Source organism: Rhizobium album, assembly GCF_003122325.1.
Taxonomy (GTDB): Bacteria; Pseudomonadota; Alphaproteobacteria; order Rhizobiales; family Rhizobiaceae; genus Metarhizobium; species Metarhizobium album.
In genome coordinates this window covers 163,290-189,417 of the sequence record NZ_QFBC01000008.1, presented here as the reverse complement: position 1 = coordinate 189,417, position 26,128 = coordinate 163,290, and the positions used below count along the sequence as shown (strand labels likewise).

Genomic DNA, 26,128 nt, shown 5'->3' with positions numbered 1-26,128 from the left:
CCTACCAAAGGCGTGGTCAACGGTCCTTCTCGCACAGGCTTATGCGGGCGGGGAACACCCTGAGCTGGTTCATGACATGGTCTGGGATCCATTCGGCCGGCATCTCGGCATGGTCGATCTCGATGTCCTGCGCGGCGAATTCCTCCAGCATGACCCTCGTCAACATCACGCCGGCATAACGGCCGGGACAGATATGGATCCCCGTACCGAAGGTCGTGAGGCCCGTCTGAGGCCGGCTCATGTCGAAACGCTCGGGCTCCGGGAAGACGGACGGATCGTGGTTGCCTGCCGCCCACACCATGGTGACCCTGGTCCCGGCAGGCAGGACATGCCCGTCGAAATGGAAGTCCCGCAGGACATAACGGCCGAGGGAAAGGACGGGAGGCTCGAGCCGAAGCGCCTCCACGATTGCCCGCGGCAGGGTTTCGGGTGCCTGCCGCACCGTCGCCATCGCCTCCGGATTGTGGAGCAAGGCGTGGAACGTGTTGGCCGCGGCCAGCGCCGCCGTATGAAAACCGTCGACGAGATTGCCGGCGAGAACCGCGCCGACCGACTTGGGAACCAACCCCACTTCGTAGGGGTCGTCGGGAAAATCGAGCTCCTTCAGTTTCGCCGCGATTTCAAGCATGGCGGGATCGCCCTTCTCAAGTCCCCGCATCGCCGCCAGATCGAGCAGGCGCGCATATTCCGCAAACGCCTGATCCAGTATCCTCAGGTCTTCCTGGCTGCGATTGGCATGGAAGAGCCTCGTCATGTCATGGGCGCATCGACCGATCGTTATCGATTCCTCATCGGTCAGGTGAAGGAGCCGGCTCCAGAATCCCACGACCACGGCCTCCGCAACCGTCTCGACCAGATCGACGGTTTCACCGTCCCGAATTCGGCTGATGACGTGGCGCGTGACCGTGCGGGCCAGTTCCTCCATCTGGCCGACCTGTTTCGGGCCGAGCCAGTTCAACAGCATGCGGCGGGCCGGGCCGTGCAGCGGCGGATTGAAGGTGAACACCTGGCTGGCGATCACCTCGCCGATCTCCCAGCCCGGCGGCCGCTCCGGGCTTGCACCTTCCTTGAAGCGATTTGGATACATCCTGCCGATCGGCAGGTTGCCGACTTCCGGCGCGGTGCCGAACAGCATCAGGTCGGCATGGCGAAAGACGACGAGCTGGTTTTCCGGCGTGCGAAGGAAGCGCGGCTCCTTCGCACTGAAGACGCGCCGGCAAAAGGCGCGAAAATTGTCTCGGCCGCCGGAAAAGCCGAAGTCGGATGTGGTGGGGAACGATCGGATATCGAGATGTGTCGGCATTGCTCTGCCCCTTTGCTGCATCACCTGAACTATTCTTCCGGCGCCACTTCGACCCTGAGGCAGTCGATGCCTGCCGTGACAGCCACCTGGCAGGCAAGGCGGGAAAGCGGTTCCTGATGAAGCAGCGTATCGAGCATCTCGGCTTCCTCGATATCAGGCCCCGACAGCAGACCGGCCGCCTCTACGTAGACGTGACAGGTCGCGCATGAACAGTTCCCGCCACACATCGCCGATATCTCATAGACACCCGCATCCCGGAGTATCTCCAGCAGCGAAACCCCGATGTGAGCATCGCTTACGCTTGTACATCTGTCCCGTCCGGTAACATAGAGCTTGAACGTGTCCGTCATCGGCTCGCCGTCCTGTCATCTGCCATAGATATCAAGATCTTGAGGAGAAAGTGGAACCGAATGCCATGCGGTCGGCGATCTCGGCGGCCCGATCTCGGCATGACGGCTCCGCCTGGGCCGGCCTGACCGGTGCCGATGATGGAATTTCTGTTCGCAGGGGAAGTCATCGATGGACGGATCTTCTTCGATATCGGCACGGAAATGATCTGATCCGATGAGCTTAACCGCCTCTGCCAAAACCGAACTCGCAAAATCCGCCAAGCTCAGTGCACGACACGACAAGGCAAGGCCTCACTCGCATCCGCAAACCGCCGGGGCCTCGCGGAAGATGCCAGCCTGTCCGACGATCGATGGAAGGCCGGCTCCGAAATCACGGAGCCGCAGAACGGCCTGCCGGCATGACGGCGGAATCGTTACCGCGTCTCGAACTTCGGCAGGAACAGGATGGCAGGAAATTTCCTTGGGCGGATAGTCTGTCCGGATCCGCCTCACGCGAAGCGAACCTTCGCCTGGAAAATCACAGGGCCTGCCCCCGCGTGCAAACACGAAGGCAAGCCCCTCAAATCACTTGTCACTCAAGCGTGAGTGATCTTCGTGCCGAGCACGTTCAGGCACTCGCGCATGAACGCGGCGAGACCTGTCCAGCCCTTGGCCGAAACCATGTTGCCGTCGACATGGGCTTCGGTGGGTTTGACGTCGATATAGATGCCGCCGACGGCGGTGACTTCCGGCTCGCAGGCGCCGAGACCGGCGACCTTCTTGCCCTTCAGAACACCCGGCACGGCCATCAGGATCTGCACGCCGTGGCAAATGGTGAAAATCGGCTTTCCGCTTTCATGGAAATGCCGCACCATGTCCTGCACACGCTTGTCGGTGCGGATATATTCCGGGCCGCGCCCTCCGGCAGCATAGACCGCGTCGTATTCTTCCACGCGAACTTCGGAAAAGGTCTTGTTGATGTCGGCATAGTGGCCGAGTTTTTCCGTGTAGGTCTGGTCGCCTTCGAAATCGTGCAGCGATGTCTTGATGCGGTCGCCGGCCTTCTTGTCCGGGCAGACGACGTGGACCGTATGCCCGACCGCTTCCATCCCCTGCTGAAACACGAAGATTTCGTATTCCTCGGTGAACTCGCCGGTCAGCATGAGGATTTTCTTGCCGCTCATATCATATCTCCTTTTGTCATATGGCTGGTGGTGCCCGGTCGGAACCGGGCACCGTTTTGGATCAGAACGGGGAATCGGGGAAGTAGAACTGGTCGGCGTTCTCGGGGGTGATCAGCGGCGCACCGAGAAGGAACGAACCGCGGACCGGAGCCTGGCCGTTGAACTGGGCCGCCGTCATGTAGATGGCCGACTTGATCATCGACGGCGGATAGGGAGTCGAAATCGGCGTACGCTCGTTCTTCTCCTTCACCATTTCGATGACCTGCTTCATGCCGTTGCCGCCGAGGGCGTACTTGATGTCCTTGCGGCCGGCATTGTCGACGGCTTCCAGTACGCCGAGCAGCATGTCGTCGTCATTGGCCCACACGGCGTCGATCTTCGGATATTTCGCCAGATAGTCCTGCATCAGCTTGAAGGCTTCGTCCTGGTTCCAGTTTGCATACTGGATGTCGAGGATCTTGATATTGGATTTGGCGATGACGTCGGAAAAGCCCTTGATGCGCTCGTCGTCGATGACGGTCGGAATGCCGCGCAACACCACGATCTGCCCTTCGCCGCCGAGCTTGTCGACAAGCCAATGCGCCGTGTTGGCGCCGACCGCAATATTGTCACCGGCGACATAAAGATCCTGAACCTTGGGATCGGTCAGGCCGCGGTCGACGACGGAGATGAAGGTTCCCTTCTCCTTGATCTGCTCGACCGGCCCGGTCAGTTCTTCCGAGGTGAAGGGCAGGATGACCAGCGCATCCAACGTGCGGCTGGCCGAAAGATCCTCCAGCGCGGAAACCTGGGCAGGGGCAGAGGCTGCCGTCGACACGATCACGTCGATGTTCGGGAAGGCGGCCTCGATTTCCTTTTCGGCCTGCTCGGCATGGTAGACGACGCCTCCCGTCCATCCATGGGTCGCAGCCGGGATCGACACGGCAATCGTCACCTTCTTGTCCTCGGCTTGCGCACTGCCGAGCGGCACGGCAAGAATAACGGCAGTCGATAGCAAAAGTGCGGCTTTCTGCATTATAGACTTCATTTTCTCCTCCTTTGAAGTCAGGGGGCCGTATCGGCTCTCTGGCCGATATCAGCGGTTGGCGGTAAAACGATGCGCCAGCATGGCGATGATGATGATCGCGCCCTGGACGGCGGCGACGAGGTATTCCGAAACCATGTCCGACAGGACCATGACGTTGGCGATGACCTCCAGGATGAGGGCGCCGGCCACCGTGCCGCCGATGCGTCCGCGTCCGCCGCGAAGCAGGGTCCCGCCGATCACGACTGCGGTGATGACCTGCAATTCCCAAAGCTGTCCCGTGGTGGGCGTCGCCGCGCCGAGGCGGGGCACGTAGCAGACGGCGGCGACGGCAACGCAGATACCCTGGATGACGTAGGCCATGGTGCGCACGGCAGCGACGTTGACACCGGAAAAGCGCGCGACCTCGACATTCGACCCGGCCGATGTCAGGCGGCGGCCGAATTTCGTCTTGTAGAGCAGGAAGGCGCCGACGGCCACGACGACGAGGGTGATCAGCACCGGATAGGGGATGCCGAACAGGCTGCCGAAATAAACCGGCTTGTAGGCTTCGCGCAGACTGCGGTCGATAGGCAGCGAGCCGCCGTCCGTCATGAAGGTGATGAAGGCGCGGAAGATGCCCATCGTGCCGAGCGTGACGATGAAGGGCTCGATGCGCCCGACCGTCACGATCAGGCCGTTGAACAGACCGCAGAATGCGCCGACAACCACCGCGACGCCCGCCCCCATCGGAATGGCCCAGGCGCCGAAGCTCGGAGCAAGGTGATTCATCACCATGATCATGATGCCGGTGACGAAGGCCATCATCGAGCCGACCGACAGGTCCAGCCCGCCCGACGAAATCACGAAGGTCGCCCCGATGGCGATGATCGCGATGAAGGCGCTGCGGGTGATCACGTTGATCAGGTTCGCCGACGACACGAAATTGGAATTCACCAGCGCGCCGAACACGACGATCAGCGCAAGCGCGATGAACGGCGCCAGGTCGGCCCAGCGAATGCGGGCCGCGTCGTCAGCCGGTGGAATTGTTACGGTCGCTGCGGTGGTCATGGTCTTCCTCCCGGCCGTCGCCGCTTCCACCTGTCGTGGCTGCGTAGACGACATTCTTCTCATTGATGTCATTGCCGCGAAGCTCGGCGACGATCCGGCCGGCCCGCATCACCAGAACCCGGTCGGCAAGGCCGACCAGCTCGGGCATTTCCGACGAGATGACGATGCAGGCCTTGCCGGCGCGCACCATCGCGTCGATGAAATCGTAAATCTGGCTCTTGTTGCCGATATCGATGCCGCGCGTCGGCTCGTCGATGATGACCACCGAGGGACCCGCCATCATCACCTTGGCAAGCAGCAGCTTCTGCTGGTTGCCGCCCGAAAGCTTGCCGGCCTCCAGACGAAGCGAGCGCACGCGGATATCGTAGTCCTTGACGGCTTTTTCGAGCCGCAAGAACTCCGCCTGCTTGTCGAGAACGGCGCCCGGATTGACGGCATCGAGCGCTTGCAGCGTGAGGTTTGGGCCGAGCTTCTCCTCCAGCAGCAGGCCTTTGCCCTTGCGATCCTCGGTCAGATAGACCAGCCCGGCATCCATCAGCGTGCGCACCGAGCGGTTGGAAATCTCCTTGCCGTTGAGGTGAACGCTGGCGGCCTCGGAGGGGCGAAGCCCCATCAACCCCTCGATCAGTTCGGTGCGGCCCGCCCCGATCATGCCGCCGATGCCGAGCACTTCACCCGGACGGACGGTGAAGGACACCTTCTCAGACCCGTGATCGACGATGAGATCCGTAACCGTCAGGATCGGCGCTGCCGTGGCCTCCGGCCGCTTGTGCGGATAGAGCATGTCGAGTTCGCGTCCGACCATCAGTTCGGCCATCTCGCGCTGGCCAAGGCCGGCCGCCGGCCAGGTACCGATCATGCGCCCATCGCGCAGAACGGTGATACGGTCGGCGAGCGCCTGCACCTCGTCGAGGCGGTGCGAGATGTAGAGCACGGCGACGCCGTGGTCGCGCAGGCTGCGCACGATATCGAGCAGCGCCGCCACTTCGTCGTTCGCCAGCACGGCCGTCGGTTCGTCGAGAATGACGACCTTCCGATCATCCAGCAGCGCGCGTGCAATCTGCACGAGCTGGCGCTGGGCCAGCGGCAGGTCGCAGACGCGGTCCCGCGGACGCGCCGTCGAACCGACCCTTGCAAGCAGCTCGGCGGTGCGCCGGTTCATCGCCCGGTCGTCGACCATGAGGCCGCGACCGATTTCCCGGCCGAGAAAGAGGTTTTCGGCGACGGTGAGGTCGGCGGCCAGCAGGATTTCCTGGTGAACCAGCACGATGCCGGCGTTTTCCGCCTCCACAGCGTTGCGGAACGAAACCGGCCTGCCATCCATCGAGAGGTTGCCGGCGCTCGGGGCGACATGGCCGGACAGGAGCCTCATCAGCGTCGACTTGCCTGCACCGTTTTCACCGATGATCGCATGGACCTCGCCTGGGCGGATATCGAGCGTGACGTCCGACAACACGGCGATCGGCCCATAGGTCTTGCCAAGCCCTTCGGCGCCGAGGGCGATCGCGGGTCCGTGTGCCGGGCGTGCAACCGGATTTGGAGAGGCGGCCGCGTTCATTCGAAAGCCGACAGCAGACGATCGCGCGAACGCTCGATGTGGATGCGCATGGCATCATACGCCGCCTGCGGGTCGCCGGAGCGGAACGCCGCGAGCAGGTTTTCATGCTCCTCGAGCGCCTCCTGCGTCACTCGTGTGTGAAACATCAGCCGGAAGATATGCAGATGGACATGCTGGCTCGAAAGCGTACTGCGGATAACTTCGTTTCCGGCGATCTTGAGAATGGCATCATGGAACTGCGCGTCGGCGCGGGCAAATCGCGAATAGCGGGTGTTGCGATCGACCGGCGGTTCGCCGTGCCCCATGTCGGCGGCGGAAGTCTCCAGTTCGGACAGCGCTTCGGGCGTCATGTTGACGACGGCAAGCCGGGTCGCCTCGGGTTCTACGAGCAGACGGAATGCATAGAGGTCCTCGAACTGCTTGCGCGTCCACTGGGGAGCGGCGCTGTAGCCGACGAGATGCTCCTTGCGCACGAGGCCTTCGCGCTCGAGCCGGCTGAGCGCCTCGCGGATCGGCGTTTGCGACACACCGAGATCACGCGCCAGAACGTCGATGGGGATGCGCGCGCCGGGGGCGATGTCCAGCGACATCAGCCGATGGTAGATGCTGTCATAGACGCCCTCGACGACGCTCGTCGGGCGAATGCCTGGCGCCCTGCCTTCCCGCTCCGCTGCAATTATCACGCTCGCTCTCCGACTGCTTATTGACATGGGCTCATTTGTTGCAAATAAGATATCCTATGTCAAATACAATATCATATAGGATCTGATATAGGATATGAAATGAAGATCATGCCCGACAGGCTCCGCGCCCTGGCAACGTCGCTGCTCGAAAGCCGGAACGCCTCGCCGCAAGCCGCTGCCCTTCAGGCCGACCTTCTGGTGGAAGCCGAGTTGCGCGGATTGCCGTCGCATGGACTGCAGAGACTGCCGCTTCTGCTCTCGCGGCTCGAAAAAGGCCTCGCGGATGGCCGCACGCAAGGGGCTGCGACATGGTCGAGGCAGGCGTTCCTGAGCGTCGATGGCGAGCGCGGCCTCGGTCCGGTCGTATTGATGGGTGCCATGCGTCGTCTGAAGCAGCGCCTGCCGCAGGCGGGGCTTGCCGTTGCCGCCATTCGCAACGCCAACCATATCGGCATGCTCGCCTATTATGCGGAGGCGGCGGCGCGAGACGGCCTGATCGCCATCGTCATGTCGACCAGCGAGGCGCTGGTCCATCCTTTTGGCGGCACCCAAGCCATGCTCGGCACGAATCCGCTGGCGATCGGCATTCCTTCGGACGATCGGCCCTTCGTCCTGGACCTGGCAACCAGCGTCGTTTCCATGGGCAAGATCAGGAACCATGCGTTGCGCGACCTGCCCATTCCGCCTGGATGGGCGGTGGACGCGGAGGGACGCCCGACGCTCGACCCCGTGGCGGCGCAAGATGGCGCCATTGCCCCGTTCGGCGACGCCAAGGGATACGGGCTTGGCCTGGCCATCGAGCTTCTCGTCGCGGCCCTTGCCGGCTCTCCCCCCTCACCGGATGTGCGCGGCACGCTCGACGACGACCATCCGGCCAACAAGGGCGACCTTCTCGTGCTCATCGATCCTTCGGCCGGCTCGGGCGCCATCCCGGCGCTGACCGCCTATCTCGACGGCCTGCGATTGTCCCGCCCACTGGAACCCACCCGGCCGGTCGCCGTGCCCGGCGATGGCGCACGCGGCCGTCGCGCCGCCGCCATGGATGGCGGCATCGTCCTGCCGCAGCCGCTTTTCGAACAGCTTTTGGCCCTTGAGGCCGCTTGAATCACAGGAGGAGACACGGAATGAACCTATTCGGCACATTGAGGGCGCCGCGTGAATTGATCTTCGGAGCCGGCCAGCGTCATGCGCTTGGCGGCATTGCAGCCGGGCTCGGCCGGCGCGCGTTGATCGTCACCGATACGCGGCTTGCAGCCGACGCCGATTTCCAGGGGATGCTCGGCCGGCTTGAAGCAGCGGGCCTTGCCGTCCTGCTCGACAGTTCGACGCTGCCGGACGTTCCGGTCGAATGCGCTGTTTCAAGTGCCGAAAACGCCCGTGAATTCAAGCCGGAGCTGGTCATCGGCATCGGCGGCGGTTCCTGCCTCGACATGGCGAAATGCGTGGCGCTGCTTCTCGCGCATGGCGGACGACCGCAAGATTATTACGGCGAACACACCGTGCCGGGTCCGGTCCTGCCGCTGATCGCCATCCCAACCACCGCCGGAACGGGCTCGGAAGTCACGCCCGTCGCCGTCCTCTCGGACAGCGAGCGCAGCCTGAAAGTCGGGATTTCGAGCCCCTATCTGATACCGACCGTGTCGATCTGCGATCCCGAACTCACCCTATCGTGCCCGGCCGGACTGACGGCGATCGCCGGCGCGGATGCGCTGACCCATGCCATAGAAGCCTTTACCGCGATCCGACGCGATCCGACGCCCGGCATTGCGCAGCAGCGCGTCTTCGTCGGCAAGAACGCATTGTCCGATCAATTTGCGCTCAGCGCCATCGCCCTTCTCTGGCAAGGGCTTGAAGCGGCGTGCACGAATGGCTCAAATCACGCGGCACGTGAAAAAGTCATGCTCGGGGCAACGCTGGCAGGCCTTGCTTTCGGTGTGGCCGGCACGGCCGCCGCCCACGCTATCCAGTATCCCGTCGGCGCCCTCACCCACACGGCCCATGGCCTCGGCGTCGCCTGCCTCATGCCCTATGTGATGACCTGGAACAAACCGGCCATCGGACACGAACTGGCGCAGATCGCCGACGCTGCAGGGCTGGCCGGCCCGGAAGACGTTATCCCCGCCCTTGCAGCACTTTTCGCGCGCATCGGCATTCCCGCGACATTGCGCGATCTCGATCTTGCAGAAGACCGGATCGACTGGGTGGCCGAGCAGAGCTCCGGCATCGCACGCCTCATCCAGAACAATCCCCGACCGCTGAACCCGCAGGAGATGCGCCAACTGGTCGCCGCGGCCCACAGCGGCGATCGCGCCAGCCTGCTCTGATCTAAAAAGGACAAAGACGTGACGTTTCATGCCAAGATTTCCGGCTATGCCGATCCTGCACTCCATGCCCATGGCCTCTATATCGGCGGCTCCTGGCACAAAGGGGGTGGCATAGCGGTCCTCGATCCGTCGACCGGACAGCGGCTTGCGGAAGTGGCCGACGCCTCCATCGACGACGCCCGCCGCGCCGTCGATGCGGCGGAAGCGGCTGCCGCCGGTTGGCGTGCCACCCCGGCCCGCCAGCGTGCCGAAATCCTGCGCCGCTGGTTCCAGCTGATGACGCAGCACGCCGAGGAACTGGCGACACTGATCTCGCTCGAAAACGGCAAGGCATTGCCCGATGCACGCGGTGAGGTGGCTTATGCGGCCGAGTTCTTCCGGTGGTACGCCGAGGAGGCGGTGCGTATTCCAGGCGAATACCGCCATACGCCGTCCGGCTCGCACACCATTCTCGTGGACCATGAGCCGATCGGCATCGCGGTCCTGATCACGCCCTGGAATTTTCCGGCCGCCATGGCGACCCGCAAGATCGGCCCGGCGCTCGCCGCCGGCTGCACGGTCATCCTGAAGCCCGCGTCCGAGACGCCGCTTACCGCCTATGCCATGGCTCGCCTCGGGGAAGAGGCCGGCGTTCCGGCCGGCGTCGTCAACGTTCTGACGACGACCAATCCAAGCGGCGTGACGAATGCCATGCTTGCCGATCCGCGCGTGCGCAAGCTCTCCTTCACGGGCTCCACCGGCGTCGGCCGCACCCTTCTGGCCGAAGCCGCCAGGTCGGTCGTCAGCTGCTCGATGGAACTGGGCGGAAATGCGCCCTTCATCGTCTTCGACGACGCGGATCTCGAGTCGGCGCTCGACGGCGCGATGGTCGCCAAGATGCGGAATGCCGGGGAAGCCTGCACCGCCGCCAACCGCTTTTATGTCCAGTCCGGCATTCACGACGCCTTCGTCGCGGGACTGACGGCGCGTATGGCGGGATTGAAGGTCGGCCCCGGCTACGATCCCGCCACCCAATGCGGTCCAATGATCACCACAAATGCCGTGCGCAAGATCGACCGGCTCGTCTCCGATGCGGTCGCGGCCGGTGCCCGGGTCACGACAGGCGGCAGGCCGCTGGCGGAAAACGGCTATTTCTATCCGCCGACCGTGCTCGAAAACGTGCCGGTCGATGCAGCGATCGCGCATGAGGAAATCTTTGGGCCGGTGGCGCCAGTCTACAGGTTCGAAACTGACGACGACGCGGTTCGTCTTGCAAACGATACGGAGTATGGTCTGGCCGCCTATATCTATTCCGGCGACCTGAAACGGGCGCTCAAGGTGGGCAGGCGCCTGGAGATCGGCATGCTCGGCATCAATCGCGGGCTGATGTCGGACCCGGCCGCCCCATTCGGCGGCGTCAAGCAGAGCGGTCTCGGCCGCGAGGGCGGCGTTACCGGCATACTGGAATTCATGGAGGCGAAATATTACGCGGTGGAATACTGAAGCAGGAGAATCAAGGGGATGACATCTCAGGACCTTTACCGAATTCGCGACTTCGTGCCCGACTTCGACAGGATTGCCGCGGAATTTGCGGAACGCAGCCGCGCGCTTTCGGCCCGTGCGGCCACGCTGCCCGATCTGCGCTACGGACCCCGGCCGCGTGAAGTGCTGGATGTCATCCTGCCGGAACGCCCGAGGGCCGGCGCGCCGCTGCATGTCTTCGTCCATGGCGGCTACTGGCGCTCCGGTGAAAAGGAGAACTACCGCTTCGTCGCCGCTCCGGTTCTTGCCGCCGGCGGCGTCGCCGCCCTTGTCGAATATGATCTCATGCCCGGCGAACGGCTCGATGTCCTGATCGGCCAGGTCCGGCGATCCGTGCTCTGGCTCCAGCAGCATGCCCAGGATTTCGGAGCCGATCCGAGACGGCTCACGGTCAGCGGCCATTCGGCCGGCGCCCATCTTGCCTCGTTTCTGGCTGCGACAGGACCGATGGAAACGGAGGCGCCGCACCTTCCCGCGGTGAAGGGACTTCTGCTTCTCAGCGGCATCTACGACCTCTCCGGCATACCGGACAGCTTCCTGCGTGACGAGGCGAGGATGACACATGCGGAGGCCGAGGCCTGGTCGCCGCTCAGCTCGAAACAGCTGCCATGCGCCGAGCGCATCATCGCTGTCGGGGGAGAGGAGACAAAACCCTTCCACGAACAGGCATCGGCTTTGAAGGCATGGCTCGACACCCAGAACAGGACGGCGCGGCTGCTACCTGCACCGGGCCTCAATCATATGAACGTCGTTCTCGATCTCGCAGACCCCGACGGCCTTTTGGGTAGCTGCGTCGCGGACATGGTTTCGTCTGGCTGACGGTTCGATTTTGGAGGCGGAAGACCGGGTTTGAAGCGCGCCGCTGGGCCAGCCCGAGAGGCTATACACTTTCAGATCACTTGTTTTCCATCTGTGTGTGTGTTCAATTGATATGTGCTTTTGGTGCCGCTTGATCATCAGGCGGATAATTGGGAAGCCGGTGGAATGCCGGCGCTGCCCCCGCAACGGTATTGGAGCTTAAGTCCGACTGCAGCCACTGGGCGAAACGCCTGGGAAGGAGGTCGGGCAGGTCTGCAAGGACCGGCTCCTGAGCCCGGAAACCAGCCACAAGCTATGACTCTGATCGCGGTGGGCGACGAGGGGTGCAGAGCTGGGCTTTGGTTGCAGATGCGATCCCGGCACGTGCGTCACCTTTACGCTCACCGTCCTATGATGGCAAAGGCGATACGTGACATCTTTACCCTGCAAAAATCTCGACGACCGGAACCTGGCCGACGCCCTGTCTGTACCGGCCCGTCAAACGGTAAATCCAGCGGACAATGCGCAGGAAGGAGCCCCTATCGGCGACTTGCAAGGCGACCGCGCCGAATCGATATTTTTTGCCTGGCTGGTTTCGCTTCCAGAGGGAGCAGATGTGCTGGCGCGTGCCCGTGTCGAGCTGGCGCGGCTTGATGCGGCAACACCTCCAGGTCAGGAACCGGGCCGCTTGCGCGAATTGTTTCGCCAGGCGACAGTCCCGGTGGCGCCCCGCAACAGGGCAAGAGGCGAGAAGAGACGCACAAGGCTTCAAGCCTGAATGGAATTGCCGGACGGAGGTAGCGGAAACCGCCACCTCCGCAATCTTCGCTCATGCGGCCTTGATCAGGTCGCCGTGCGGATCGAGGACAAATTTTGTCGCAGCACCCTGGTCGAAGCTTTCGTAGCCTTCCGCGGCATCCTCCAGCGAAATCACCTTGGCGTTGACGATATCGGCGATCGGTAGCCGGTCATGCAGAATTGCCTGCATGAGCTGACGATTGTACTTCAGCACCGGTGTCTGTCCTGTATGGAAAGACTGCGCCTTGGCCCAGCCGAGACCGAAACGCAGCGACAGGCTGCCATGCCTGGCGGCATCGTCGACCGCGCCGGGGTCCTCCGTCACATAAAGTCCCGGAATGCCGATGGAGCCGGCGGCACGGGTGATTTCCATCATCTGGTTCAGCACGATCGCCGGCTGCTCGCCGCCGGCATGGCCACGCGCCTCGAAACCGACGGCATCGATGGCGCTGTCCACTTCCGGCACGCCGACCACCTGGGCGATCATGTCACCCAGCCTGTCGCTCTTCGACAGGTCGATCGGTTCGAACCCGACCTTTGCGGCATGCGCCAGGCGATCCTTGTTGAAATCGCCGATCATGACGACGGCGGCGCCGAGGATGCGGGCGGATGCGGCCGCAGCAAGTCCCACCGGCCCGGCACCTGCGACATAAACGGTCGACCCGACCCCGACCCCGGCACGCACGGCGCCATGGAAGCCGGTGGGCAGGATGTCGGACAGCATCGTCAAGTCGCGGATCTTCGCCATGGCCTTGTCGCGATCCGGGAATTTCAGCAGGTTGAAGTCGGCGTAGGGGATGGTCACGTATCGTGCCTGCCCGCCGATCCAGCCGCCCATGTCGACATAACCGTAGGCGCCGCCTGCGCGTGACGGGTTGACCGTCAGGCAAACGCCGGTGTCCTGCGACTTGCAGCAACGGCAGCGCCCGCATGCGACGTTGAACGGCACGGACACCATGTCACCGACCTCGAGCATTTCGACGTCGATGCCTTTCTCGATCACCTCGCCGGTGATCTCGTGCCCGAGCACCAGGCCCGGCATCGCCGTGGTACGGCCGCGCACCATGTGCTGGTCGGAGCCGCATATATTGGTCGATATCACCTTCAGGATGACGCCATGCTCGATGCGGCGCCCGTCCGGCGCCTCCAGCCGGGGATCGTCGATGTCCTTCACCTCGACCTTGCCCGGTCGCATGTAGACCACGCCTCTGTTCTTGCTCATGCACGTCTCCTCCTTCTCTTGAGTCCATGATGACCGGACCTCCCCGTCCGGCCGCCAATCCACGATCGTCTAAAGCGCGTCGCGATCTTTCAGCTTTGCGCTCACGCTTCAGCTCTTGTTTCTACATGTCGCGCAAAACCGCTGCGCACCTCTGCGCGACATGCCTTAAGCCTCGATCTCCACGTCGGTGATCGGACGCGAACAGCAGGCCAGCACAAAACCTGCGTCGATTTCCTGGGTGCTGATGCCGCCGTTGTGACGCATCTCCACGTCGCCGGATCGTTTCAGCACCTTGCAGGTTCCGCAGATACCGGACTCGCAGGCGGCCGGAATTCGCACGCCGGCGGCTCTTGCCGTTTCCAGGACGGTTTGGCCGGGCTGACAGGTTTGCGTCTGGTTCGCGCCGAGAAAGCTGACCTTCAATCCGGCGGCAATGCCGTCGACGGCGCTTTCTTCGGCCTGCCGGTGGACGGTTTCGGCGATCGACGTCGCGCCGAAACTTTCCTGATGATAGTGCCCCATGTCGAAGCCTTCGGCCCGGACGATGGAGCTGACGGACTTCATGAAGGGCTCGGGACCGCAGCAGAATATCTCGCGGCTCATGTAGTCCGGCGTCAGCATCGCCAGCTTGTGCCGGTCGATGCGTCCCATCAGTCCTGCCCAGGGCGAGGCTTTCGAGCGCCCTTCCGGCAGGAAACCGAGGGAAAGATTGGGCATCCTTTGGGCCAGAAGCTCCAGTTCGGCACGGAAGATGATATCCTCCGGCCGCCGGGCGGAGTTGATGAAGACGACGTCCGATCCCGGTGCGCAGTCCGATAACCAGCGAAGCATCGACATCATCGGCGTGATGCCCGAGCCGGCGGATATGAACAGGTACTTCCTGCCCGGATTGCGCGCCAGCGTGAAGTGACCGCTGGGACCGTATGCCCGCAGCCGGGAGCCGGGGACGAGGTTGTCGAACATCCATCTGGTGCCGACGCTGGTGGGCTGCGCCTTCACGGTGATGGCAAGCGAATAGGGCCGCGACGGCGTCGAGGACACCGTATAGGTGCGGTGGAGGTCGCCGTCCGCGGTGCGAAGCTCCACCGTTATGAACTGCCCCGGCTGGTAGCTGAACCATCCGCCGCCTTCGACGGCGAAGGTGAATGTCTTGACGTCCTGTGCCTCGTCGGTGACGCTGGTGCAGACCAGCATCTGCCGTGCAGAATTCCACGGCCTGGACTGGTCCAGCGGCAGTGCCGGCGGTACGACGCCGATCAGTGCGATGTTCATGGCGCGTCCCCTGCTCAGGCGACGGACCGCAGTGGCTGGTTGCCCGTGCCGGTCAGTCGTTCCTCCATGAAGTTGGAATACCACTCGACGAACTGCGCCACGCCGCCTTCATGGATTTCCGAATAGGGTCCGGGGCGGTAGGCCGGCGAGTGGATGCCGCGCGCATTTTCCTCGACGATCTGGCGGTCCTGGTCGTTCGTCTCGGTCCAGACATGGATGAGTTCGTCGAGCCGGTAGTCGATCCCCTCCACGGCGTCCTTGTGAACGAGCCATTTCGTGGTGACCGCGGTTTCCGTGGCGCTGAGCGGCATGACGCGGAACGTGATGGCGTGGTCGCTGAGGACGTGGTTCCAGGTCGTCGGATAGTGAAAGAGAAGCAGCGTCCCGATGCGGTCGGTGTTGACCTGGTCCGAAAGCCGCAACTGCACCGCCTTGCGGCCGGAAATCGTGTAGCTGATGGCGTCGCGCAGGAGCGGCATGCGCGCCGTCCGGAACTGGCCCTGCCGGTCCATGAGGAACTTGCTGGGCAGGCCGATGCCTTCGCACTTGGCCCAATGCTCGGCGATTTCCGGATCGTCTTCCGCGCCGTTCACGCCGGTCGCTGTTGGCGCTTCCGGATAGGTCTTGCAAAGCTCGGGATGATTGGCGGCGCAGTGGTAGCACTCGCGATTGTTTTCCCAGACCAGCTTCCAGTTGCCCTTCTCGATGATGGTGCTTTCGTAGGCTATCTTTGCGTCGCGCAGCCGATGCGGCAGGAAATAAGGCTCCATCGCGGCGCGGAAGGGCGCGAAGTCGAGTGGTTTTTCGGCCAGCGAGATGAAGATGTAGCCCCCGGCGGCTTCGCAAGCCACCGGCTGCAGGCCGAAGCCCGCAGTATCGAAATTTTCACCCATCTGCCGGGCGTAGAGCAGCGATCCGTCGAGGTCGTAGGTCCACTGATGGTAGGGACACACGAGTTTGGCGGCCTTGCCGCGGTGCTCGAGACAGACCCGTGAGCCGCGATGGCGGCAGGAATTGTGGAAGGCCTTGACCGCTCCTTCGTTGTCGCGAACGATCACCACCGGATAGGCCCCCACCTGGACGGTGAGATAGTTGCCGGCTTCCGGCAGTTCGCAGTCATGACCGATGAAAAGCCAGTCCTTGTACCAGATGTGTTCCAGATCGAGCTGGTGGAAATCGGGGTCGATGTAAAAGGGCTGATCGAGGCTGAAACCGGGTTTGCGGTTGCGCAGCCGGTTGAGCATGTCTGTGCGGATGTCCATCACGTCCTCATTGTGCAAGGACTGCGCCAGTGGACGTCGGGCATACGGAAAGCCGATGCGCCGGAGAGAGGACCGAGCCGCGGCTTCCGCTCCTTGACCGCCCACCGCGATCAGTCGAGTGTTTTCCGAGGCTGGTTTCCGGGCTCCAGACTGTCCTTTCGGACCTGGCGACACCTTCCCGGGCCGATCTCGCCCAGTGGTCATTCGTCGCCGTCAATTCTGTTACCGTTGCGGGGGCAGCGCCGGGTTTCAACCGGCTTCCCAATTATCCGGCAGTCCAAAAACCGCCGGCACCTCAGTGTCTTCATAACATCACAGGTCGAGGTCGGCCACCATCGCGTTTACGACATCGACATGGCGTTGATGAAACATGAGATTCCGGCGGCCGATTTTGCCGGCCATGTCGCAAAACCGCGAAGGCGATGGCTCGCCCATGTCGTGGCAAGGCTTGGCGGCTGCAGTCAGAGCCTATGTGGTCAGGGCTGGCGGCACGATCGTTTTCACGATCGAGGCATCGAGGGCCTCGTAGTCATGCAGCCCGATCGTGTCGTACAATTCCGCCCGGGTCTGCATATGGTCGAGCATCGCCCTGGTCGATCCGTCGCCCTTGAGCAACGCGTACAGTCGTTCCTGCGCCTTGTTGGCGACACGGAGGGACGAAACCGGCCAGATGACCATCCGGTAGCCCATCTCCTCGAATTCCGATGCGGTGAAGAACGGCGTCCTGCCGAATTCGGTCATGTTGGCGAGCAGCGGCACGCCGGGCATGCGGCTGGCGAAGGCGCGAAACATCTCCGCCGTGTTCAGCGCTTCGGGAAAGATCGCATCGGCCCCGGCCTCGATATACAGTTTTGCACGCGCGACAGCGCCGTCGATGCCCTCGCTGGCGGCGGCGTCCGTGCGGGCGATAATATAGAGGTGCCGCCGCGCCTTCGCCGCGGCGGCCACCTTGGCGGCCATGTCATAGGCATCAGCCAGTTTCTTGTCGTTGAGATGGCCGCATTTTTTCGGCAGCAGCTGATCCTCGATATGGACGGCACCGGCACCGGCATCTTCGAACGAACGCACCATGTGCATGACATTCAATGCTTCGCCATAACCGGTGTCGCCGTCGACCAACAGCGGCAGACCGCTGGCGCGGGCGATCTGGCGGACGAAAAAACACACGTCGTCGACCGTGATCATGCCGAGGTCCGGCAGGCCCATCGACGCCGTCATCGCGGCGCCCGACAGATACAGTCCGTGGAAACCGGCCGCCTTTGCCTGCAGCGCCGCCATGCCGTTATGCGCGCCGGGGAGTTGGACAATGCCGCCTTGCTGCAGCAGGGTCCGGAAGCGTAGCCCGGCGGGCTCTGCCGGCAGGTCGGAAGAAACGAGATAGGGCATGGTCTTTCCTCACGCGGCTTTCTGGCCGGCCGCGGCGGCGCCGCGGCGCTCGATCGGCACGAATTCGAGGTTTTCCGGGCCGACATAGTTGGCGGACGGCCGGATGATCTTGTTGTCCTGGCGCTGCTCGACGATATGCGCGGCCCAGCCGGACATGCGCGAGATCACGAACAGGGGCGTGAACATCGCGGTCGGAACGCCCAGCATATGGTAGGAGACGGCGCTGAACCAATCGAGGTTCGGGAACATCTTCTTGGCGTCGGCCATCGTGCTCTCGATCCGCTCGGCGATGTCGTACATCCGCGTCGAACCGGCTTCGACCGAAAGCGTCCGCGCCACCTTCTTGATGACGACGTTGCGCGGGTCGGAGACGGTGTAGACGGGATGGCCGAAACCGATGACGACCTCCTTCGCCTCGACGCGCCGACGGATATCCGCTTCGGCCTCATCCGGATCGGCGTAGCGTTTCTGGATCTCGAAGGAGACCTCGTTTGCGCCGCCGTGCTTCGGCCCGCGCAGGGCGCCGATCGCGCCGGTGACGGCGGAATAGACATCCGAGCCGGTGCCGGCAATGGAGCGCGCCGTAAACGTCGAGGCATTGAATTCATGCTCGGCGTACAGATTGAGCGAGACGTGCATCGCATCGACGTGCGACGGCTTCGGCGCGGTACCATGCAGCAGGTGCAGGAAGTGGCCGCCGATGGAGTCGTCGTCCGTCTCGACCTCGATACGGCGGCCGTTATGGGCGAAATGATGCCAGTAGAGCAGCATCGATCCCAACGACGCAATGAGCCGGTCGGCGATATCGCGGGCGCCCGCATGATTGTGGTTTTCAGCCTCCGGCAGCACGCAGCCGAGGGCGGAGACGCCCGAGCGGAGGACGTCCATGGGATGAGTTGCCGCCGGCAGCAGTTCCAGCGTTTGCTTCACCGTCCGCGGCAGGCCGCGCAGCGCTTTCAGCTTGGCCTTGTAGGCGGAAAGCTCGGTCAGCGTCGGAAGCGTGCCATGGATCAGGAGGTGGGCGATCTCCTCGAAGTCGCAGGTCTCGGCGATATCGAGGATGTCGTAGCCGCGATAGTGCAAATCGTTGCCGGTACGGCCGACGGTGCACAGCGCCGTGTTGCCGGCGACGACCCCGGACAGGGTGACGGATTTCTTTGGCTTTGGAACATTCATTGCTGTCTCTCCCGAAGAACTCATTGTCTGTTCCAGTCGAAGATGCCGCGATGCGACGCCGGTCCGAGCCTTGCCGGCTCGACGGTGAAGGTGAGGCCGGCGAGTTCTGCCGGTGCCAGATCCATGAGGCGTTCGACGGCTGCGATGAAACGATCCTGCTCGGCTCCGGCAACGATCCCGTCTGCAAGGCTGCGGAACTTGTTGATATAATCCGGTCGCGTGAACGGCCGCGCGCCGAGCGGATGCGCATCGGCGATCGCCAGCTCATCCTCCACGGTGCTGCCGTCCATGAGGGTGACGACGACCTTGCCGCCGAATGCCTTCTCGCCGGGATCGCGGCTGTGATAGCGGCGTGTCCAGTCGGCATCCTCGACCGTGCTGATCTTGCGCCACAACGCCACTGTTTCAGGCCGGCCGGCGCGGTCGGGCGCATAGGAGCGCTCGTGATGCCAGCCACCGTCTTCCAGCGCCACGGCAAAGATATACATGATCGAGTGGTCGAGCGTTTCCCGGCTCGCCTTCGGGTCCATCTTCTGCGGGTCGTTTGCGCCTGTCCCGATGACGTGGTGCGTGTGGTGGCTGGTATGGATGACGATGTCCTTGACCCGCGTCAGGTCGCCGATCTTCGGCCCCATGCGTCGCGCCAGATCGATCAGCGCCTGGCTCTGGTATTCGGCCGAATGCTCCTTCGTGTAGGTATCGAGGATGGCACGCTTGGCCTCGCCGCGTTCGGGCAAGGGAACTTGGTACTCCGCGCCCGGACCGCCCAGCAGGAAGGCGATGAACCCGTCTTCGCCCTCCCAGGCCGGAGACGGGGCGCCCTCGCCGCGCAACACGCGATCGACCGCCTCGATGGCCATCTTGCCGGCAAAGGCGGGTGCGTAGGCCTTCCAGCTGGAAATCTCGCCCTTGCGGGATTGCCGGGTGGTTGTCGTGACATGCAACGCCTGCTGGACCGCCTGGTAGATGGTTTCGACGGGAAGGCCGAGCGCCGTGCCGATGCCTGCGGCGGCCGAGGGGCCGAGATGGGCGATGTGGTCGATCTTGTGCTCGTGCAGGCAGATTCCCTTGACGAGGTCGACCTGGATTTCGTAGCCGGTCGCAATGCCCTTTGCGAGCGCGGCTCCCGAAAGGCCGCAATGCTGGGCGACAGCCAGGATAGCCGGAATATTGTCGCCGGGATGCGAATAGTCGGCGGCGAGGAACGTGTCGTGGAAATCGAGTTCGCGGACGGCGACGCCATTGGCCCACGCGGCCCATTCCGGCGATACGCGGCGGTCGGCCGAACAACCGAAGACGGTTGCCCCCGGCTGGTACGGATGCGCCAGCGCCTGGGTGCGCGCACTCACCACCGGATGGCGGGCAACGGAGGCTGCGGCGACGGCGGCGTTGTCTATTATGCGGTTGCCGATCATCTCGACCACCTCGCCGTCCAGCGGCACATCATCGGCGGCGACCGAGGCGATCTTCCAGGCGAGCTGGTCCTCGCGGGCGAGATTTTCGGCGGATTTATAGGTGCGTACTGTATGCGACTTCACGAAACTGCATCCTCGAATGACGGTTGATCGAATGTGAAGGCAGCGGTGGCGGCTTGCCGGCAGCACCGGTTCAGGAACTCGCGCCCTGGTGATCTTGCCCGGCCGCCTCACCGGTTATTGCCTTTTCAAATTCACTTTATTCGCATAGAATAAATTCGGTAAATGACTGAAAATGCAGAGTTTTGCAAAGATTGACCTGCAAAAATGCAAAGTTTGCGAAGTTTCTGGAAGGGTGAATTATGAAAAAAAGCTTCATGGGGGTGCGCCTGAAGCGGCTGAGGGAAGAGCGAAACCTCACCCAGCAGGGGCTTGCCGATGCCATTGGCATTTCGCTGAGCTATCTCAACCAGATCGAGAACAACCAGCGGCCCTTGACGGTGCCCGTGCTGCTTCGGCTCAACGCCGCCTTCGGGATGGATGTCCAGCTTTTCTCCGAAGATGACGACGCCCGGTTGCTCGGCGAACTGCGCGAAGCTGTGTTCGATCCGGCTGCTGCCGAGCCGATCGCCACAGCTGATCTGCGAGAGTTGGTGACGAACATGCCGGCACTGGCGCGCGCCTTCATCGCCCAGAGCCGGAAGCTGAAAAAGGCGACCGAGCAGGCATCGGCCTATGCGGCGCGACTTGGCGATGACAGGACGGGCGTGCACCTGTCTCTACCCTCGACACCGTTCGAGGAGGTGCGCGACTTCTTCTATTCCCGGCACAATTACATCGATGAACTCGACCGCGCCGCCGAAACCGTCGCCCAGGAAATGGGGATGCCCATCGGCCGGATGGGACCGCCGCTCGCCGCGCGGCTTGAAACGAAGCACGGTCTGCGGCTGGCTGACCTTCGTGACGAGGAAGGTTCCGGCATACACCGCCGGTTCGATGCCGCGGCTCGGGTACTGTGGTTGTCGCGCAGGCTGCGACCCGGCCAGCAGGCGTTCCAGATGGCGACGCAACTGGCATTCCTCGAATTCTGGCCCTTGATGGATGCACTTGTAAAAAACGCGCCGCTGTCGAACGACGAGGCTCGGTCGCTGGCGCGGATCGGCCTGGCGAATTATTTTGCAGGCGCGCTGATATTGCCCTACAGATCCTTCCTGGATGTCTCCGAACGGCTTCGCTACGATATCGACCTGCTTGGCCGCGATTTCGGCGTTGGATTCGAAACCATCTGCCATCGCTTGAGCACGTTGCAGCGTCCGCAGGCGCGCGGCGTGCCGTTCTTCTTCATCCGCGTCGACCGGGCGGGAAACATCTCAAAGCGTCAATCGGCAACGGACTTTCACTTTTCCCGCATCGGCGGCACCTGTCCGCTCTGGAACGTCTACGACGCCTTTTCAAATCCCGGCCGGGTTCTCAGGCAGGTTGCAGAGATGCCGGATGGCCGGGCCTATCTCTGGATCGCCAGCATGGTTGAAAACGCACGCGGCGGTTTTGGCGCGCCCACCAAAAAATTCGCCATCGCTCTTGGCTGCGACTTGCGGTATGCAGACCGGCTTGTCTACTCCGATGGCATCGCCCGGAACGAAGCCGCTACACGAACGCTGATCGGGGCAGGCTGCAAGGTTTGCGAACGGTCCGGCTGCCCGCAACGGGCGTTTCCGCCGCTTGCAAAGACGCTGCTGATAGAAGAGCAGCGCAGTTCTTTTGCGCCTTACTCAACGGCTTGAGGCATGGAAGGGTCCGTCCGCGCCCACGCAAACCGGCAGGTGTGGACTTGGACGTCTGGCTGGCGCCCGTCATGAAGGATCGCATAAGTTGGCAGCAAATCATGTAAAGACATAAACATCTCTTTATGTCCTTGACAGAATCGTCAACTTGCCGGAGATTGCGGGCGTCATGGTTCTCCGGTCGTCTTCAAGATGCATCGGAGCTAAGAGGGAAGCCGGTGCGCGCAAATGCAATTCCGGAGCTGCCCCCGCAACTGTAAACGGCGAGCGGATGTCCATTGATGTCACTGAGGCGAAAGCCTCGGGAAGACGGACAAACGCGACGACCCACAAGCCAGGAGACCTGCCACGACAAAATAACGTCCACGGGCGGGGTGTCCCGGTGTGTCGCAGCGATGGTCCGGCGCCTGTCCGGACTGTGTTTGCACGCGTCCGCTGACCCATGCCCCCAACTTATGTCGGGGTTAAGTCATGTCTCAAATCTCTATCGCCACGCTCGGCGTGCCACGCATCGGCCGACGCCGCGAACTGAAGTTCGCGCTCGAATCCTATTGGTCCGGCACGTCGTCGGAAGCCGACCTCATCGATACCGCAAGGAAACTGCGCGCCGCCAGCTGGATCGAGCAGCGCGATCGCGGGATCACCAGAATTCCGTCGAATGATTTCTCGTTCTACGACCATGTGCTCGACACCGCCGTCATGGTCGGCGCTATTCCCGCCGGATACGGCTGGCACGGCGGCGATGTCCCGCTGAAGACCTACTTTGCCATGGCACGCGGCAGCCAGGGTGATATCGGATCCGATTGCGGCCATCCCGGCCACCATCACCACGGCGTCACCGCGCTTGAAATGACCAAGTGGTTCGATACCAACTATCACTACATGGTGCCGGAACTTGCCGCCGACCAGGCATTCGCACTGTCCTCCACCAAGCCGATCGACCATTTCCTCGAAGCCAGGGCGCTCGGCATCCACACCCGCCCCGTAATTCTCGGTCCTGTCACCTTCCTCAAGCTTGCCAAGTCGCACACGGATGGCTTCGATCCGGTCGCATTGCTGCCCCGGCTGCTGCCCGTGTACGAGGAACTGCTGCAGAAGCTCGCCGCCGCCGGTGCCGACTGGGTCCAGATCGACGAGCCGGCGCTCGTCCTCGACCTGACGGCCAGCCAGCGCGATGCGTTCAAGCTCGCTTACGAGCGCCTTGCCGCGGCCGGACCCCGGCTGTTGCTGGCAACCTACTTCGGTGCTCTCGGCGACAATCTCGGCGTGGCTCTGTCCTTGCCGGTCGCCGGCCTGCATCTGGACCTCGTCCGTGCGCCGGAGCAACTGGCCGCCGTTGTCGACCAAGCGCGGAACGACCTGTTCCTGTCGCTCGGCATCATCGACGGCCGCAACATCTGGCGTGCCGATCTGCCCGCCATCGTCGATCGTATCGCTCCCTTCGTCGAACGACGCGGTGCTGGCCTGATCGAGATCGCGCCCTCATGCTCGCTGCTGCACGTGCCGATCGATCTCGAGCTTGAGGTGGCGCTCGATGGCGACCTCAGGACGTGGCTTGCCTTTGCCACCCAGAAAATGGGGGAACTGGCGGTCCTCGGCAAAGCCTTGTCCGAAGGCAAGAGCACCGTCGTCGCCGAGCTGAGGGCGGCAAGCGATGCGATCGCCGCCCGCCGCGCCTCGTTAAAGGTTCATGATCCCCTGGTGGAAGGGCGGATCGCCGGTATCGGCGAGGCCATGAAGAAACGGACGTCCGATTTCGGTAGCCGCAGCAGGCTTCAGGCTGCCAAGCTCGCCCTGCCGGCATTCCCGACCACGACCATCGGCTCCTTCCCGCAGACACCGGACGTGCGCAAGGCCCGCTCGTCGCATGCGAAAGGCGAGCTCAGCTACATCGACTACGAAGGTTTCCTCAAGAAGGAAACCGAAGCGGCAATCCGCTGGCAAGAAGAGATCGGCCTCGACGTGCTGGTCCATGGCGAGTTCGAACGCAACGACATGGTGCAGTATTTCGGCGAGCAGCTCTCCGGCTTCGCCTTCACGCAGCATGCCTGGGTGCAGAGCTACGGCTCGCGTTACGTTCGCCCGCCGATCATCTTCGGCGACGTGTCGCGACCCCGGCCGATGACGGTCGCCTGGTGGCGATACGCCCAGTCGCTGACGGGCAGGCCCGTGAAGGGCATGCTGACCGGACCGGTGACCATCCTCAACTGGTCGTTCGTCCGTGACGATATTCCGCGTGCGGCGACATGCAGGCAGATCGCGCTCGCCATTCGCGACGAGGTGGCCGACCTGGAGAGTGCCGGCGCGGCGATGATCCAGATCGACGAAGCGGCGCTGCGCGAAGGCCTGCCGCTGCGCAAGGCCGACTGGAAGACCTATCTCGACTGGGCCGTCGAAAGCTTCCGGCTGTGCTCGACCGGCGTTGCCGACGCAACGCAGATCCACACCCATATGTGCTATTCCGAGTTCAACGACATCATCGACGCCATCGCCGCCATGGACGCGGATGTGATCTCGATCGAGACCTCGCGTTCCAAGATGGAACTTCTCGATGCCTTCAAGACCTACAAATACCCCAACGAGATCGGCCCGGGCGTCTACGACATTCATTCGCCGCGCGTGCCCGAGATCGGCGAAATGACCGAGTTGCTGACACTCGCCCGCAAGCGCCTCAGCGACAGGCAGCTGTGGGTCAATCCCGATTGCGGCCTGAAGACCCGCAAATGGGAAGAGGTGCGGCCGGCGCTCGTGAACATGGTCTCCGCGGCGAAGGAGCTGCGGGCAGCCGCGGGCTGATACGAGAAAGGAGCCGCGAAACCATCGCGGCTCCATAACCTCTTTTCACGTCGCTGTCTTTTCACGCCGAATGCGCGAAGACCATCGACGTGGGAAGCTTGCAATGGCCGGATATGGCGCACGGCCATTGCAATGCCGCAGCCGGCAGGCAGTCTCCATGCCGGTGCGTCAGGCCGCTGTCCCAACGATCGATCAGGCCGATTTGGCTGCGGCCCTGTCGCCGGTCAGCGCATCCGAGCGCAACTGCGTCGGCGTTATGCCGTAAAGAGCCTTGAACACCCGCGAAAAATGCGAGGCGCTGGAAAAGCCGACTTCGACGGCGATCTCGATGAGCGGCGCCGGTCCACGCATGAGCAGCGTCTTGGCGTGTTCCATCCTGACCTTCTTGTAGACGACCATGGGTGACATCTTGACCTCGCTCAGGAACAGCCGCTCCAACTGCCGCCGCGACAGGCCGACTGCGGCGGCCATCTTCGGGATCGTTATGGTGCCGTCGAGATGTCCTTCCATCAGGATCAGCACGGCTCTTATCCGCGTATCCGCGCTGTCGATCGCCAGGGGGCGCCGGGGTTGAATATGCAGGTGCGACCGCGCTTTTTCGATCTGCAGGACTTCCATGGCGTTTCGTTCGGCGGCCTTGCTGATATAGCGCCGGACGATCGACGCCGCCATGTCGGCGGCGCTGCTGCCGCCGGCACAGGAGCCGCGATTGCGATCCAGATTGTAGAGCCGGTCCGACCGTACGCGATGATCCGGGAACTGCTCCCGGAAAGCCTGAAAATGCAGCCAGCTGACACAGGTCTGATGCTGTTTCATCAATCCGGCCGCCGCGAGGATGAACGTGCCGGTACACACGCCGATCAGCGGCACCTTGGCCGCGCTGGCGCGGTGGAGATAGGCGATCGTATCGCGATCGACGGGCTCCTTTGCGGTCAAAAGGCCGCCGACGACGACGATGTAGTGAAAATGCACCGGGTCGATGAAGTCCGATGTCGGCGCCACCTGCACGCCGCAGCTCGATGGGATGAGATTGCGGCTGCCGTTGAGCACGTGCCAGTCGGCAAGCACGCGTCCCGAGCGGTCCAGTTCATCGCTCGCCAGCCTCAGCGTATCGACGAAGAGGGCAAAGGCCGACAACGTGAAGGATCTGGCGAGGATGAAACCGATTCGCAGCTTTTGACTGGAACCATCGGCTGTCGCCGGCTTTGGCACTGATATCGTCATCGACGTTCTCTCCGGATGT

General features: G+C 63.0%; 20 protein-coding genes and 3 riboswitches. Of the genes, 6 read left to right on the top strand and 14 right to left on the bottom strand.

The window, feature by feature from the left end:
* Nucleotides 1-16: 16 nt before the first annotated feature.
* From DEM27_RS18440 to DEM27_RS18410, 7 genes are all read right to left on the bottom strand, one after another.
* A complete protein-coding gene (locus DEM27_RS18440; RefSeq protein ID WP_165823480.1) occupies nucleotides 17-1,303 on the bottom strand; it encodes a cytochrome P450 in 1,287 nt (428 codons plus the stop codon).
* 29 nt (nucleotides 1,304-1,332) lie between these two features.
* The gene (locus DEM27_RS18435) at nucleotides 1,333-1,653 is read right to left on the bottom strand and encodes a 2Fe-2S iron-sulfur cluster-binding protein (RefSeq protein WP_109459714.1); all 321 of its coding nucleotides are present in this window, start codon (nucleotides 1,651-1,653) and stop codon (nucleotides 1,333-1,335) included.
* Nucleotides 1,654-2,228: 575 nt separating this feature from the next.
* Nucleotides 2,229-2,816, bottom strand: a complete 588-nt coding sequence (locus DEM27_RS18430) for a DJ-1/PfpI family protein (RefSeq protein ID WP_109459713.1) — start codon at nucleotides 2,814-2,816, stop codon at nucleotides 2,229-2,231.
* A gap of 61 nt (nucleotides 2,817-2,877) precedes the next feature.
* Nucleotides 2,878-3,843: a substrate-binding domain-containing protein gene (locus DEM27_RS18425; RefSeq protein ID WP_109459712.1), complete on the bottom strand. Its 966-nt coding sequence runs from the start codon at nucleotides 3,841-3,843 to the stop codon at nucleotides 2,878-2,880.
* 48 nt (nucleotides 3,844-3,891) lie between these two features.
* A complete protein-coding gene (locus DEM27_RS18420) occupies nucleotides 3,892-4,890 on the bottom strand; it encodes an ABC transporter permease (protein WP_109459711.1) in 999 nt (332 codons plus the stop codon).
* Nucleotides 4,853-6,448: a sugar ABC transporter ATP-binding protein gene (locus tag DEM27_RS18415; RefSeq protein WP_109459710.1), complete on the bottom strand. Its 1,596-nt coding sequence runs from the start codon at nucleotides 6,446-6,448 to the stop codon at nucleotides 4,853-4,855. Before DEM27_RS18415 ends, DEM27_RS18420 begins: the two co-directional genes overlap by 38 nt.
* Nucleotides 6,445-7,158: a GntR family transcriptional regulator gene (locus DEM27_RS18410; protein WP_420028836.1), complete on the bottom strand. Its 714-nt coding sequence runs from the start codon at nucleotides 7,156-7,158 to the stop codon at nucleotides 6,445-6,447. The genes DEM27_RS18415 and DEM27_RS18410 overlap by 4 nt, the downstream gene beginning before the upstream one ends.
* A gap of 72 nt (nucleotides 7,159-7,230) precedes the next feature.
* On the opposite strand from DEM27_RS18410, the gene DEM27_RS18405 reads away from it, so the two are divergent.
* From DEM27_RS18405 to DEM27_RS18390, 4 genes are read left to right on the top strand one after another with little or no spacing between them, the layout of a single operon-like run.
* Nucleotides 7,231-8,235, top strand: a complete 1,005-nt coding sequence (locus tag DEM27_RS18405; protein WP_109459708.1) for an Ldh family oxidoreductase — start codon at nucleotides 7,231-7,233, stop codon at nucleotides 8,233-8,235.
* A 20-nt stretch (nucleotides 8,236-8,255) separates the two neighbouring features.
* Complete coding sequence (locus tag DEM27_RS18400; RefSeq protein WP_109459707.1) at nucleotides 8,256-9,455, top strand: iron-containing alcohol dehydrogenase; 1,200 nt, start codon at nucleotides 8,256-8,258, stop codon at nucleotides 9,453-9,455.
* Between the two features lie 18 nt (nucleotides 9,456-9,473).
* Nucleotides 9,474-10,937, top strand: coding sequence for an NAD-dependent succinate-semialdehyde dehydrogenase (locus DEM27_RS18395; protein WP_109459706.1), 1,464 nt, complete (start codon nucleotides 9,474-9,476; stop codon nucleotides 10,935-10,937).
* 18 nt (nucleotides 10,938-10,955) lie between these two features.
* Nucleotides 10,956-11,795, top strand: a complete 840-nt coding sequence (locus tag DEM27_RS18390) for an alpha/beta hydrolase (protein ID WP_109459705.1) — start codon at nucleotides 10,956-10,958, stop codon at nucleotides 11,793-11,795.
* 104 nt (nucleotides 11,796-11,899) lie between these two features.
* Nucleotides 11,900-12,099: riboswitch (cobalamin riboswitch) on the top strand.
* 504 nt (nucleotides 12,100-12,603) lie between these two features.
* On the opposite strand, the gene fdhA is transcribed toward DEM27_RS18390, so the two are convergent.
* The 6 genes from fdhA to DEM27_RS18355 form a co-directional block, all read right to left on the bottom strand.
* Nucleotides 12,604-13,794 (bottom strand): formaldehyde dehydrogenase, glutathione-independent, encoded by a 1,191-nt coding sequence (fdhA, locus tag DEM27_RS18380; RefSeq protein WP_109459703.1) that lies wholly within the window; start codon nucleotides 13,792-13,794, stop codon nucleotides 12,604-12,606.
* Nucleotides 13,795-13,959: 165 nt separating this feature from the next.
* The gene (locus DEM27_RS18375; protein ID WP_109459702.1) at nucleotides 13,960-15,066 is read right to left on the bottom strand and encodes an FAD-binding oxidoreductase; all 1,107 of its coding nucleotides are present in this window, start codon (nucleotides 15,064-15,066) and stop codon (nucleotides 13,960-13,962) included.
* A gap of 14 nt (nucleotides 15,067-15,080) precedes the next feature.
* Complete coding sequence (locus tag DEM27_RS18370; RefSeq protein WP_109459701.1) at nucleotides 15,081-16,328, bottom strand: aromatic ring-hydroxylating oxygenase subunit alpha; 1,248 nt, start codon at nucleotides 16,326-16,328, stop codon at nucleotides 15,081-15,083.
* A 112-nt stretch (nucleotides 16,329-16,440) separates the two neighbouring features.
* Nucleotides 16,441-16,641: riboswitch (cobalamin riboswitch) on the bottom strand.
* Nucleotides 16,642-16,796: 155 nt separating this feature from the next.
* Entirely contained in the window at nucleotides 16,797-17,714 is a 918-nt protein-coding gene (gene prpB, locus DEM27_RS18365; protein ID WP_109459700.1) for a methylisocitrate lyase, read from the bottom strand.
* Between the two features lie 9 nt (nucleotides 17,715-17,723).
* Nucleotides 17,724-18,890 carry a bifunctional 2-methylcitrate synthase/citrate synthase gene (prpC, locus tag DEM27_RS18360; RefSeq protein ID WP_109459699.1) on the bottom strand — a complete coding sequence of 389 codons (1,167 nt, stop codon included), beginning with the start codon at nucleotides 18,888-18,890 and terminating at the stop codon, nucleotides 17,724-17,726.
* Nucleotides 18,891-18,910: 20 nt separating this feature from the next.
* Complete coding sequence (locus tag DEM27_RS18355; RefSeq protein WP_109459698.1) at nucleotides 18,911-20,428, bottom strand: MmgE/PrpD family protein; 1,518 nt, start codon at nucleotides 20,426-20,428, stop codon at nucleotides 18,911-18,913.
* Between the two features lie 239 nt (nucleotides 20,429-20,667).
* On the opposite strand from DEM27_RS18355, the gene DEM27_RS18350 reads away from it, so the two are divergent.
* Entirely contained in the window at nucleotides 20,668-22,089 is a 1,422-nt protein-coding gene (locus DEM27_RS18350; protein ID WP_109459697.1) for a short-chain fatty acyl-CoA regulator family protein, read from the top strand.
* A 153-nt stretch (nucleotides 22,090-22,242) separates the two neighbouring features.
* A riboswitch (cobalamin riboswitch) is annotated at nucleotides 22,243-22,454 on the top strand.
* 121 nt (nucleotides 22,455-22,575) lie between these two features.
* Nucleotides 22,576-24,885 (top strand): 5-methyltetrahydropteroyltriglutamate--homocysteine S-methyltransferase, encoded by a 2,310-nt coding sequence (gene metE, locus DEM27_RS18345; protein ID WP_109459788.1) that lies wholly within the window; start codon nucleotides 22,576-22,578, stop codon nucleotides 24,883-24,885.
* A 192-nt stretch (nucleotides 24,886-25,077) separates the two neighbouring features.
* Here the strand turns inward: metE and DEM27_RS18340 are convergent, their stop codons facing one another.
* Nucleotides 25,078-26,109 carry a GlxA family transcriptional regulator gene (locus DEM27_RS18340; RefSeq protein WP_109459696.1) on the bottom strand — a complete coding sequence of 344 codons (1,032 nt, stop codon included), beginning with the start codon at nucleotides 26,107-26,109 and terminating at the stop codon, nucleotides 25,078-25,080.
* Nucleotides 26,110-26,128 lie beyond the last annotated feature (19 nt).